Below are 11,924 nucleotides of genomic sequence, written 5' to 3'. Positions count from 1 at the left end.
CATGTCGGCAATTCTCGGCCTGATTCTAGGCGTGGTGGCGGGCATCTTCCTCAAGCCCGACATTCCCATCGTCCTGCAGCCCTACCTGCCCATTATGGTGGTGGCCGCACTGGATGCGTTGATGGGCGCGGTCCGTTCCTATTTCGAGCGCAGCTTCTCGGACCGGGTCTTTGTGGTCTCCTTCATCTCCAATGTGATTACGGCCACACTTCTGGTCTTCCTGGGCAACCAGCTGGGTGTGGGCTCCCAGCTGTCCACGGCCGTCATCGTGGTCCTGGGCATCCGCATCTTCTCCAATGTCTCCGCTATTCGACGGTTCATTTTCAAGGGGTGAGCATATGAGACACACCCTCAGGAAGAAACGCGATGAACAGATGCCCAAGAGCATTCCGCCCAGGAGGCCTGGACGGGTCAGGGCCCCATCGGACGATACGCAGACCGGCGCTTTCCCAGTGGTTCGTCGGCGGCCTCTGCGCACGCTCAACTCCAACGCCACCAGGGTCAGGCTGGTCACCAGCGTCCTGGTTGCCCTTATGTGCGCCCTGCTGGGCTTCGGGTACGCCGTGCAGGTGCGCAATAACCAGTCCTCCTACCAGAGTCTGTCCGAGGAAGAGCTGGTGCGGGTGCTGGACGAGACCAGCAATCAGGTCGATAAGCTGGAGGAGCGCAAGAGCCAGCTCAACCAGCAGCTTACCTCGATTAAATCTGCCGCCGACAAGCAAAAGGAGGCCGCCCGCATCGCCCAGCAGAACGAACAGAGCAGTGGCATTCTGTCCGGACGGCTGCCTGCACAGGGCAGGGGAGTGGTGGTGAGGGTCACCGAGGACAGTGATCGTGTGGATGCCTCCACCATGTTCAACCTGATTGAGGAGCTGCGCAACGCCGGGGCCGAGGTCATATCCTTCAATGATGTCCGGGTGGTCACCAACACCTATCTGCTGGATACCCGCACCGGCCTGCAGTGCGACCACGCCAAGTTGCACAGCCCCTATGTCGTCAAGGCCATCGGGGACCCGGACAGCCTACAGAACGCCATTCAGATCGCCGGGGGAGTGGGCTCGCGGATCAAGGTGCAATTCCATGCATCCGTATCGGTGGACCAGTCCGATAGTGTCAGAATCGACCAGGTTCGACGCGTGCAGGACTATCAGTATGCAAAGCCTGTAGAATAGGCAATTATGACAGATCCTATTCCCACTGCGGGCGAGACGACCATCATCGGCATGCCGGCCCTGAACATTCCAGTCACCTCCAACGGTGACCGTCCACTTACCAAGGACGATCTGGAGACCATGGCCCGATTGCCTGAGGGTACAGCCCTGCTGATCTCCACCAGGGGAGCGGTGTCGGGATCGCGCTATCTGCTGGACGAAGACCAGGTCAGTGTGGGCCGCGATCCGAAGGCGGACATTCTGTTGGACGACTCGACGGTCTCCCGGGCGCACGCCATATTCGTACGGACCGATCATGGCTTCCGTGTCGAGGACACGGGCAGCCTCAACGGCACCTACGTCAATCGCGAACGCGTGGATCAGGCCGACCTGCACAACGGAGATGAGATCATGATCGGCAAGTTCAGGCTGGTTTACTTCGATAACCGGGCAGTCATCGCCAAGAGCTGACAGGGGGCAATGACATGGCCGATGAGATGCCGGCGCTGGTCCAAGGTGAACTCTTTTCGGCTGAGCAGGCCGAGGGCACAACTCGAGGCTACCGGGGCACGGTCGCGGCCAAGGTGGCAGGCATCACCTATCGACAGCTGGATTATTGGGCTCGGAAGCGGATTGTAGAGCCCTCGATCAAGGCCTCGCATGGCTCAGGCTCCCGTAGACTTTATTCCTTCAAAGATGTGGTTATTCTGGCTGTTCTCAAGCGCCTTCTGGATGCCGGTGTCAACCTGGTCAACGCTACGAGCACTGTGGCTTACCTTGAGCGTCGAACTGTGGGTCAGCTTGAGCATGTGACCGTGGTTTGCGACGGTGATCAGGTCACCGAATGCTCAGGCCCGGATCAGGTCTTCGCGTTGATGCAGTCCGGGCGCGCCGTTTTTGCTGTCTCTGTGGGCGCTATCTGGCATCGGATGGATCTGGAATTGCAGACCTGCGATCACGTGGATTTGACTACCGGACAGCTGACCCCAGGACTGCCCGAGCGGCCCATTGACGAGCTGACGGCCATGCGCCTGCGCCAGCGTCTGGAGCACCAGCATGAGCAGCGTCAGCGGGCTGCATGAATCGACGAGGACAGCATTGAGCGAACGGCATGTGGCGGCGTAAATGGGGGAGAAAAACGATAAGTAATTTGACATAACGTACATTATCGGCTTATTAGGTCAAGATTACGATTTTCTCATTTTTCAGTGATTCATGGTCGATTTCTTGTGGTCAGACTTGGTGACGTTTCACTAGCTTCACTCACAGATGGCAAAGGGCCACCCAGGTAATCTCGGGTGGCCCTAGGTGGTCCTAAAAGGCAGGATACAGTTCTGGTCGACTCAGTGCTGAGTCTGGTCTTTGCCGAAGTATTCCTCGGCAGCCTGGCACAATTGGTTGACTTGGTTGATGACTCGATAGCAGCCGTGAGACTCAAGTTCTCCGGGCTCGGCATAACCCCAGCCGCATCCCAGGCAGTCCAGACCGGTTTCCTGCGCACCATCAGCATCAGTCCAGCGATCGCCGACCATAAGGGCTCGGTCGCCGAGCTTTACATTGAAGCCAATCTGCTCTAGTGCGTAGGTGATGACCTGGGCTTTGGTAATCCGCGTGGAATCCTTGCTGGCGCCAAAGACGCCATCTACCAGTGGCGTCAGTCCGAAGTGGTCACAGACCGGTAGGGCCTGATACTCAGGCTTGCAGGTGGCCACAGCCAATGTCAGACCATGCTCGCGCATACGATTCAGCTGTTCGGGGATGCCGTCGAAGACTGTGGCGAGCAGGCGTCCAGGGATGTGTTGTCCTGGATGTTCCGGATCCTCGAATGTTGCTATCTCGCTGTAATAGCGCCGGTATATCTGTACGCCCCTGTCGAGGTCTTCCTCCCTGACGCCGTTGCGACGCAACGATACTTTCACGGCTGGTCCGATGAATCTGCGAAGCTCGCTTTCATCGGGCACGGGGTAACCGAGATCTTTAAAGGTTTGTACCACGGAAGCGATAATGCCTGGATGTGAGGCAGTCAGGGTGCCGTCGAGGTCCAGAAGGACCAGGCGGCGCGGTGATTTACTCATAGTCGGGGAACCATCCTTCGCGATGCATTTTCAGGCGCTTGTCCAGCACGGCCTTGAGCTCGTCCTCGGATCGACGCTCCAACAGCATGTCCCAATGGGTCCTGGTCGGTTTGCCGGTCTTGCCGGAATCCTGCTCGTCATGTCCTTCAAGGTGAGCGATCTGCCCGCAGCGGCACTCCCACTCCTGCGGCACCTCAGCGCCCTCAGCCAGCGGCAGAATGGTCCGATGGCCCTTGGGGCAGATGTAGGCGACCTCGCTGCGTGCTGCGAAGTCCACATTCTGATCGGATTCCAGGGACTTCGCCCCAATACTCATGCCGCGAAGACTACGCTCTGCCATGATTCCTCCATACTCGTGTCCGTCACTGCCTCCAAGCTACAGAACAGTGTTGACCTGAAACTTATTCCCTGATTGGGCCTGTGTTCACTCCACGCCGGTGTAAGCCACAATGCCACGATTTACCTGGTCTGCGGCGATGCTGGCAGTCCTGGCCAGGTGATGCCCTCCCCTGCCCAGGTAGGGTTCCACTTGGACGATTTGGGTGAGCACATCGGACAGGCGTTTGGCGTTGCGCACGAAGTCCCCCGCCGTCAAATCGCTGTCATGCAGGATGGTGGTCAGCGAGTCGCCGCAGGCCCAGTCGTAGATGGTCGGCCCCAAGCCAAAGTCGATTTCCGGGGGCAGTTCCAATCCAGCCTGATCACAGCGTTCCTGCACCTGGGACCACTGACGCTTCATATCCTCCATGGCCTCAGCCAACCTGGGAGCACGGTAACCTGCCCTCTCCCCCGGCTGCTCCCCTACCCCACGGCGGGATTCGTAGACCAGCCCGGAGACTGCGGCCGCCAGTTCTGCTGGCTCCAGATCGTCGAGGATGCCACGATCCAGGATCTCGGCAAGGCTTAGATCCTGCTCGCTGTAGATGCGCCGGAGTAGCTGGCCTTTCCTGGTCAGCCGGCAGTCGTCAGGGTCCACTGGGCGGGTGTAGTGCAGATCGGCCAGAATCTGGCAGATTCTGTCGAACTGGCGTGAGACTGATCCGGTTTTGGACTCGTACTGTTCCCGGGTGCGCTGCAACTCCTTGTCCATGCGGATCCACCGGTTCCCCCAGCGCAGATGCTTGGGTAGGTCCGGGCACTGGCGGCAGGGATGGTTGCGTTCCTGCTCGCGCAGCTGGTCGATGTGCAGGTCAAGGTCACGGAATGCCCGGTCACGAGCCTTCTCGCTGGTAAACCTTTGACGCTTCAAGCGGCGGCGATCATTCTTCTGGGCCGAGGATAGGGCTGCACGGATGCGCATAAACTCGATCAGATCGCCACGGCTGCATTGGGCCGCCTTCCGGTAGTCCTCCAGGCCGCTGGTCAGGGTCTCGATGCGCTCCTCCAGCTCCGAGGCTGATCGATTGGCCTCCCACTGGGCAAAGGAGTGGTCCAGGGTGTCCCTGGCCCGGCTGTAGCTGGAGGAGTTGAGCAGGTTGACGGCCATGTTGAAGGTGGGCCGGAAGCTGGAGTGGAGCGGGTAGACCCTTCTGCTGGACAGCGCGGCCATGGTCTTGGGGCTGAAGTCCCGGTGATCGACCACCACCACATGGCCGATGTCATCGATGCCGCGCCGGCCTGCCCGACCGGTCAGCTGGGTGAACTCGCCGGGTGTCAGGGCTACATGGCCGGTGCCGTCGAACTTCTCCAGTTTTTCGACCACAACGCAGCGGGCGGGCATGTTGATGCCCAGGGCCAGGGTTTCGGTGGCGAAGACCACCTTGAGCAGGCCCAGCTCAAACAGATGTTCGACTATCTGCCGGAAGAGGGTGACTACCCCGGCATGATGGGCGGCGAAACCCTGCTCCAGAGCGAAGCGGAATTGAGAGAATCCCAGCGCCTTGAGATCCTCCTTGCTGAGCTGGCCGGCGGCCATGGAGTCCACGATGTGCCGTATACGGCGGGCTTCCTCGTCAGTGGTCAGCTGCAGCCCTGCCCGGATGCATTGCTGGACGGCCTGGTCGCAGCCGGTGCGTGAGAAGATGAAGTAGATGCCGGGCAGCATGTCCATGAAGTCAAGCTCATCGACCACGTCGGCCCGGCTTGGACGATACCGCTCCCCCATCCGTCGCTCCGGCCTGCCGCCACGGCCATGGCGATGGTGATGCCCCTTGTCGCGGGCCTGGATGCGCTCCTGTCCGGCCTTGTCCAGCTGGGCCAACCGGGAGACCAGACGCGGGTTGATCTTTGGGGTCTGCCGTCCTGAGCCGTCATGCCGATACAGATCCAGGATCTCTGGCTCGGTGTGTCTGTCGGCCTGGACCAGGACATGCTGCTCCAGCGGCACGGGCCTGCGCTCGGAGACCACCAGATGGGTGCGTCCGCGCACCGAGGAGATCCAGTCGGAGAATTCCTCCACGTTGGACACGGTGGCCGACAGTCCCACAATGCGGGTGGAGGCCGGCAGGTGGATGATGACCTCCTCCCAGACGGGCCCCCGGAAGCGGTCGGCCAGATAGTGGACCTCGTCCAGGATTACGTACTTCAGGGCCGTCAGGGTGGAGGACTGCTCATAGAGCATGTTGCGCAGGACCTCGGTGGTCATGACCACGATGTCCGCCTCGGAGTTGATGGAGGTGTCGCCGGTCAGCAGCCCCACTCGGTCCTCTCCGTAGCGGTCGACCAGGTCATGGTATTTCTGGTTGCTCAGCGCCTTGATTGGAGTGGTGTAGAAGGTCTTGACGTTCTGCTCCTGGGCCAGGAATACTGCGAAATCGGCCACAATGGTCTTGCCGGCACCGGTGGGAGCGGCCACCAGGACGTTGTCACCATCCTCCAGGGCGGTGATGGCCTCCAGCTGGAAGTCGTCCAGAGGGAAGGGCAGCTTGGACTGAAAGCGTGCGGGCGCTCCGGTCATGCGTTTGCGATGACGACTGAAACGGGCGTAACGTTCCGCCGGCCCCGGTTCGGATGTCGATGAATCCTGTCCGTGGTGACGATGACCTGACATGTTCCTCCAAGAACTACCTATTGAACTGCTTCCACCGCCGCCAGATGCGGCCGTGGTTCCTCCTGCGCTGCTCCTTGCGTTGCAGGACCAGGGCATGAGCCTGACTGTAACGCTCGGTTGACTGCGACAGGGGCAGGGCGAAGGCCGGACCTTTAGTCCTATCCGTTGCCTGGGACTGCTCTGCTGCCGGGGGTTGCGGCATGTGACGATTCAGATCGTCCGAGACCCGTCCGATCGAGCGGCTGGCTGCCATGGCGTGACGGATGGCGTAGACGGCTCCACAGATCAGCATGGCCAGCATGAAGATCACAAGAAGGATCCAGATCCATCCAGGCATGGCACTCCTTTCCGACCGGAATTAGTGCCGGTCCTGCTCCTCGTCGTGAGCGTCGCTGATGGTGATCTCGCGCTGTGCACGGGCCAGGATCATGGTGCGCAGGGTCTTGGGCGCCACTGCGGTGATGTGTTTGGCGTGGGCGATGCAGAAGGCTACGAACCAGGAGTCCGATGAGACGGTCAGGTGAACCTTCTGCCCGGAACCGCAAGGCTCCACAGAGGCACCCGGCAGGGACTTGATGTAGGGCAGGTCCGGCCGGTCAGTGATGAAGACCGCAGCCGTGCCGTTGTCGAAGGACCACTTACGCAGTTCGCTGACCGGTACGTCCGGGAACTCCACCTTGTGGCTGGGTTTGACGATGGTCGCATGCTCGATTCTGGCGATTCGTAGAACCTGCCACTGCCGGTTGCGCCCGGTGCCCTGTTTGAGGTGGCGGCTGGAATCCGAGGGAGCGTCTGCAGCCTCTGTGCCCTCTGCGGCGTCACCGATGTCGGTCCAGGCGGCGACATAGTAGACGCCCTCATCCACGAAGATCTTGGCTGGGGCCACAACCTTGCGGCGGGTCCGGCCAGCGGCGTCCGTGTACTCCATATCCAGCAAGGACTCGGTCTTGATGGCCCGGCGCACCACCGAGAAACTCTTGGGTTCTGTCTCATACCCGGTGAGGGAGAGCCAGGGTGTCTCGCCCGGCCCAACATGTGTGCGCAGACGCTGGTAGAGCGACTCGGCCTGGCTGCGGGATTCCTCGGGCAGCAGGGGCGAGTGGGCCAGGTAGTTGAGCGAGGCGGTCAGCATGCTCAGATACTGGGGTGAAATGCCAGCCAGCCGTTCCAAGCCCAGCGAGTTGGTGGCCGAGACGATGCCGCTATCGTCCAACAGGGACCAGTCGATGTCGAAGAACTGGCTGCCGGCCATCTCCCCGTCGTCCGAGACCGTGGTCAGGGTGTTGATGTCCTTATGGATGGTGTTGACGTACTTGCGCAGCTCTTCCTTGCTGTTAGGGTGGCCGATGAAACGATCGGCCAGCTCGGCCAGGGAGAATTCCTCGCCCAGGTGTGCGGACAAGAAGAGCATGAGACGCAGGCGGCGGTCCACCTCGGACCCGGTCTGGAATGAGGATGCACTGGCCCGGCGGGCGTGCCGAAGGTCGGTATCGTCGTCGCTTAGGTCACTGGCGAAATGCTCGACGCTGGTTCGTGCAATCTCCGGAGAGATGACCGTCGCCGCGCCGGGGCTCTGTGACTCGTCAGCCAGCTTGAAGCGGGTGGCTGCATCCAGACGGCGCCGGAAAGCATCCGCAGCCTCCTGCGGGCTGACGATGGAGGCATCGGGGTGCTCCAGGACGAACATGGCCAGATCGTCCGAGTCGGCATAGGCCACGTTCAGGTTCTCCCCGTCCACGTCCACGGTGGCGGCGAAGCGTCGGGAATCGATGACCTTGACCAGGTTATCGGGAATGCGCTGAGTACCCAGTCCCGGAGCTATGGAGTCCAGACCGAGGCCAGGGATGGGCACCTGTGGCACTCGGGGCGTTGTGCGCGAGACTGGTCGGGTCGGCTCCTCGCAGGCCTCCTGGGACATGGCAATGGATCGTGCGAGGTAGTTGGCCGCGGCCAGTACCGGCATGTCTTCCTGGTTGAAGTGCATGCGGATGCGGGGCTCGTCCCCCAGCTGCAGACGGTAGGAGGCGAAATCCTGGCCCTCGGACTTGGAGGAATACTCGGGCTGACGGGATTCGATGGCAATGCCCATGGCCGCCAGCTTGGCCCGGTCACGCTGGAACTGCTTGGCGAAGGCAGCCTTGGCGGCCTGGTCGGCCAGCTCGCCATAAGAGTCGGCATAGGCCTTGACCCGTTGCGCTATTTGCCGTGATGTAAGCCATTGCGGGAAAGCGGACGATAAGACGGCCAGGACATCAAGTTCGTGCTTGCCCCACTTATCCGAGAAACGCCGTCTTCCGTTCGTGCCTTCTGCCATCAGTCCTCGCGTATCGTTAAAATTTTGTATATCAGTGCGCCTAACGCACGTCTATATATCATAGATTGATTTTCAGAACCTTGGGAGCCAAACACCCAAATATGGTCCCTTTTCTTGACAGGCTGAACCCTGATGCGCCCGGCCTTAGACCCACTCGTCCGGTTCGATTCCTTGGGGTCCCACATACTGACCATTGGGTACGTATGAGGAGCGCCCCTGATCGCTTAGATGGGCATCCGCATACAAGGTCACATCCCTGCCGAAAGTCCAGTCCCCCTCGATGGTGACCGAGTTGGCAGCCGCCAGGCTGGGAACCCCGTAGGGGAAGCGCTCGTCGAAATCGGCGATGTACTTGTAGTAGCGCTCATCCAGCTGGACGTTGGGGAAATCATAATTGCCGTCCTCCATCTCATAGGAGTCGGTCAGATGGAAGCGGTCAGAGCGCATGATGAACAGATCATCGGTGGTCTTGACCGGCAGGAAGCGCATACGGTCCACCTGTACACAGATGGCACCTTCGAAGAGCGTGGCGGCAGAGCCCATGGCGGTCTCCAGTTGCACCACGGGGCGGGTGGAAGGATCGGTGGGGTCGACGGTCTTCCGGTTCTCGATGATGGGCAGGGGCAGCACACCGTTGTATTCGGCCAACTTGTCGCGCAGGGTATCCACCCTGACCCAGATGCTGTTGGTGTTGAAGTAGGGATGTTTGCGGATGGACATGGCCGAGCTGCGGTCGTGCGGATCCACCTGGGACATCTCCCGTAGAATGAGGCGTCCGCTGGTCTTGTCAATGACGATGTGGCCCCCTTTACGGTCAGCATCGGTCCGCTTGGCCACCTCGATCATGAAGGGCGCTCCGGACTGCGCGAAATAGCCGGCCAGGGTCCTTGAAGGTCTGGCGCCCAGGTTGTCGGAGTTGGAGATGAACAGGTAGTCGATTCCCTGCTTCTTGAGTGTGTCCAGCAGGCCGGTCTCCCAGATGGTCGAGAAGATGTCGCCGTGGCCGGGAGGGCACCATTCCAGATCGGGCTTGGCCGGGAAGTCAACAGGACGGCCAGTATCGGCATCGATCTTGGGTTCGATGTGCTGAATAATCTCCATGGGCACGTCGGTCTGGACGAAGCGGCGGTCTTGCTTGACCACGCGCATGGTGTCTCGTGAGGTGCGGAAGGAATTCATGAAGATCAGTGGCAGGGGTACTCCCAGGCGCTTGCGGGCAGTCAGCACCTGACCCATGATGATGTCCAGGAAGCGCATCCGACGAGCCTTGTGGCGACGGATAGGCAGCAGGGACTTGGCCTTTTCCAGGCCCATGGAGGTGCCCAGCCCACCGTTGAGCTTGATGAAGGCAGTGCGGGAGAATGCGTCCAAGGCCATGTCCATGTCCATGGAGTCGTGGATGTCTTTGGTGCGGGGCACATCCTTGAGCGGGGTGACGTCCTTCTCGCGCACGCAGGCCTTGGCATCTCCCCTTTTCCAAGTTTCGTAAAGATGCCTGAACTGGTTGATGGAGACTTCGCTCATGCCCTTGTCTCGCATCTTCGCGGCCGAAAGGTCGAAAACGTCTGTGCTCATGGAACCCCTTCCGGGCTGGGACGACTTGCGGCCGACGCGGGTTGCGCCGACCGTTCAGAATAATGATAGCAAGTCGATCATGGGGCTCGGTCTGTCTGGACTCGTTTGCCGGGACTCGCCGGACCGTTGTCGGCCAGGTGACGCTGTGCTACTATCTCTACTCGGTGCTGATGCACCGTCGGGCCGTAGCGCAGTTTGGTAGCGCACTTGACTGGGGGTCAAGGGGTCGCGGGTTCAAATCCCGCCGGCCCGACCAAATAGCAACGATTCCAAGGTCTTAGGCCTTGGAATTATTTTGTTTGCCCCGAATCGGGCATATATCAGGTACGTCGCCTTCCGATTCGGAAGATCTTCAGCTTATTCGGCAGCATGGTGTTACGGAATATTTGGGCCGCCACATCCTCAGGCCGGCATCTTACCGTTCGTCTTATATGCACGTATAGGAGTTCGATTTTCCACGCTCCCCATGCGTTGAGGATGCTTACATCACCTAGGATTTCTACCGCCTCTGCAGGCGTTAGCAGTCTCGTCGGAGTCGTAGCCGGGTTTTCGCTCATTGCTTGACTCATACCTGTTCTTACTCGTCAGCGAAGAGCGACTCAGGTTCATGCTGGTTATCGCTGATGGGAATGAGCTGGTATCTGACGCATAGAGGTTGTCATGGCAAAAGCACGGATAAACGATAGGTGATCGAAGGCCGCCCAGGTTACGACTGGGCAAGGCCATGTCTGCAAGTAGGAGCCGTCGATATATAGCACTCCCTGCCAAATACACGGATGACCCTCAGAACGCCAACGTCCCTGTGCAATACAGATTCAAGGATTTCAAAAAGGGTCTCGTTGGGAGGTGCGATGGAGGACTGATGGCACCACCCGAAGAATACTGTCCCGCTACAACGGCGAAGCTGAGGGTTTCATGGCCGAGATTGAGGACCGGATACGGTCAAACTGGTAGATCGATTCCAGGGACTCACGCCAACCCTTGAGGCAGGCTGCGGACTTATGGCGGACAGGATCTCGCTACGATTAAGAGTTCGTCCGGGGGACGCTACATGCGCGAGCTACGCGTCTAGGTCATTGCCCGATTGGGAAATGCGGTCTTGAATGATATTACCGCTGTGCAGATCCAGTACTGGTGCGTCTGCATCGCCGAAGGGACTGTGCCTTATTGGGAAGTGAACGAGGTTCCGTCTCCCCACTGTCTGCATCATCGATTCGCTCAGCGGGTAAGATCGCTCTGGGGTATTTTCTGGATGTAGCGGTTGAGAACCGTTGGATTGAATAAATCCGGTGGCGAAGGCCAAAGTGCCCCACGGCAGGGCGTTTCAATGGCGGATATATGTGACCCCACAGAAGCTTAAGTCCATTGCCTGCAGATGGACTCGGCAAATGCCGCGGTCGTCTACCTGCTTGAATACATGGTGCCGCGTATCGGCGAAGCCTTGGTCTTAAGATGCGGAGACGTGGATCTGAGCCGAAATCAGCTCAACGTCCTTCGTACCCAGTCGGTTAATGCCAACTTACACTTGGCCGAAACCGTTCCGAAAGGGAACCGAACCAGGTTCATTCCCATACCCAGCCAGCTGTTGCCCATGGTCAAGACTTTGCTGGAGGACCCGGACACTAAGAATTATCGGTTGTTTGGGCCGCGAGGTGATAGGCAGACCATCATCAACTGGTGGAACTGTATATGGGCGTCTGCCCTGCGTGACGCCGGCATGCAGAATATTTAAGAATTGGTCATTCGTTCTTTGCGCCACACCTCCGCCTTCCAGCGATCAGGGCCGGTGCGGACATAGAGACCCTGCAGGCAGTCCTGGA

At 59.7% G+C, this 11,924-nt stretch carries 9 protein-coding genes, 1 tRNA gene and 2 pseudogenes; 5 read left to right on the top strand and 7 right to left on the bottom strand.

What is annotated here, in order from left to right; genetic code table 11:
* The first annotated feature begins 1 nt into the window (after position 1).
* From P272_RS0107310 to P272_RS0107295, 4 genes are read left to right on the top strand one after another with little or no spacing between them, the layout of a single operon-like run.
* The gene (locus P272_RS0107310; protein WP_015021764.1) at positions 2 to 334 is read left to right on the top strand and encodes a small basic family protein; all 333 of its coding nucleotides are present in this window, start codon (positions 2 to 4) and stop codon (positions 332 to 334) included.
* 4 nt (positions 335 to 338) lie between these two features.
* Positions 339 to 1,172, top strand: a complete 834-nt coding sequence (locus tag P272_RS0107305) for a DUF881 domain-containing protein (protein WP_081709102.1) — start codon at positions 339 to 341, stop codon at positions 1,170 to 1,172.
* A 6-nt stretch (positions 1,173 to 1,178) separates the two neighbouring features.
* The gene (locus P272_RS0107300) at positions 1,179 to 1,622 is read left to right on the top strand and encodes an FHA domain-containing protein (protein ID WP_029678886.1); all 444 of its coding nucleotides are present in this window, start codon (positions 1,179 to 1,181) and stop codon (positions 1,620 to 1,622) included.
* Positions 1,623 to 1,636: 14 nt separating this feature from the next.
* The gene (locus P272_RS0107295) at positions 1,637 to 2,233 is read left to right on the top strand and encodes a MerR family transcriptional regulator (RefSeq protein ID WP_029678885.1); all 597 of its coding nucleotides are present in this window, start codon (positions 1,637 to 1,639) and stop codon (positions 2,231 to 2,233) included.
* A gap of 261 nt (positions 2,234 to 2,494) precedes the next feature.
* Here P272_RS0107295 and P272_RS0107290 read toward each other — a convergent pair whose 3' ends face one another.
* From P272_RS0107290 to P272_RS0107265, 7 genes and pseudogenes are all read right to left on the bottom strand, one after another.
* Positions 2,495 to 3,226 carry an HAD hydrolase-like protein gene (locus P272_RS0107290; RefSeq protein ID WP_029678884.1) on the bottom strand — a complete coding sequence of 244 codons (732 nt, stop codon included), beginning with the start codon at positions 3,224 to 3,226 and terminating at the stop codon, positions 2,495 to 2,497.
* Positions 3,219 to 3,566 carry an RNA polymerase-binding protein RbpA gene (locus P272_RS0107285; RefSeq protein WP_029678882.1) on the bottom strand — a complete coding sequence of 116 codons (348 nt, stop codon included), beginning with the start codon at positions 3,564 to 3,566 and terminating at the stop codon, positions 3,219 to 3,221. Before P272_RS0107285 ends, P272_RS0107290 begins: the two co-directional genes overlap by 8 nt.
* Positions 3,567 to 3,650: 84 nt before the next feature.
* Positions 3,651 to 6,215 (bottom strand): DEAD/DEAH box helicase, encoded by a 2,565-nt coding sequence (locus tag P272_RS0107280; RefSeq protein WP_029678881.1) that lies wholly within the window; start codon positions 6,213 to 6,215, stop codon positions 3,651 to 3,653.
* A 13-nt stretch (positions 6,216 to 6,228) separates the two neighbouring features.
* Positions 6,229 to 6,552, bottom strand: a complete 324-nt coding sequence (locus P272_RS0107275) for a hypothetical protein (RefSeq protein ID WP_029678880.1) — start codon at positions 6,550 to 6,552, stop codon at positions 6,229 to 6,231.
* 21 nt (positions 6,553 to 6,573) lie between these two features.
* Positions 6,574 to 7,671 (bottom strand): annotated as a pseudogene (locus P272_RS09695) (helix-turn-helix transcriptional regulator); the annotation flags it as partial.
* Between the two features lie 74 nt (positions 7,672 to 7,745).
* Positions 7,746 to 8,529, bottom strand: a pseudogene (locus tag P272_RS09690) (helix-turn-helix transcriptional regulator); the annotation flags it as partial.
* Between the two features lie 144 nt (positions 8,530 to 8,673).
* Positions 8,674 to 10,104 (bottom strand): UTP--glucose-1-phosphate uridylyltransferase, encoded by a 1,431-nt coding sequence (locus P272_RS0107265; protein WP_029678878.1) that lies wholly within the window; start codon positions 10,102 to 10,104, stop codon positions 8,674 to 8,676.
* A 179-nt stretch (positions 10,105 to 10,283) separates the two neighbouring features.
* Here P272_RS0107265 and P272_RS0107260 point away from each other — a divergent pair.
* A tRNA-Pro gene (locus P272_RS0107260) sits at positions 10,284 to 10,360 on the top strand.
* Positions 10,361 to 11,924: the final 1,564 nt, after the last annotated feature.

Source organism: Bifidobacterium sp. 7101, from assembly GCF_000499285.1.
Taxonomy (GTDB): Bacteria; Actinomycetota; Actinomycetes; order Actinomycetales; family Bifidobacteriaceae; genus Bombiscardovia; species Bombiscardovia apis_A.
This window is presented reverse-complemented; position numbering and strand designations above follow the sequence as displayed.

Coding starts and splice junctions, on each gene's coding strand:
- P272_RS0107310 (WP_015021764.1), top strand. CDS start 2: ATGTCGGCAATTCTCGGCCTGATTCTAGGCGTGGTGGCGGGCATCTTC.
- P272_RS0107305 (WP_081709102.1), top strand. CDS start 339: ATGAGACACACCCTCAGGAAGAAACGCGATGAACAGATGCCCAAGAGC.
- P272_RS0107300 (WP_029678886.1), top strand. CDS start 1,179: ATGACAGATCCTATTCCCACTGCGGGCGAGACGACCATCATCGGCATG.
- P272_RS0107295 (WP_029678885.1), top strand. CDS start 1,637: ATGGCCGATGAGATGCCGGCGCTGGTCCAAGGTGAACTCTTTTCGGCT.
- P272_RS0107290 (WP_029678884.1), bottom strand. CDS start 3,226: ATGAGTAAATCACCGCGCCGCCTGGTCCTTCTGGACCTCGACGGCACC.
- P272_RS0107285 (WP_029678882.1), bottom strand. CDS start 3,566: ATGGCAGAGCGTAGTCTTCGCGGCATGAGTATTGGGGCGAAGTCCCTG.
- P272_RS0107280 (WP_029678881.1), bottom strand. CDS start 6,215: ATGTCAGGTCATCGTCACCACGGACAGGATTCATCGACATCCGAACCG.
- P272_RS0107275 (WP_029678880.1), bottom strand. CDS start 6,552: ATGCCTGGATGGATCTGGATCCTTCTTGTGATCTTCATGCTGGCCATG.
- P272_RS0107265 (WP_029678878.1), bottom strand. CDS start 10,104: ATGAGCACAGACGTTTTCGACCTTTCGGCCGCGAAGATGCGAGACAAG.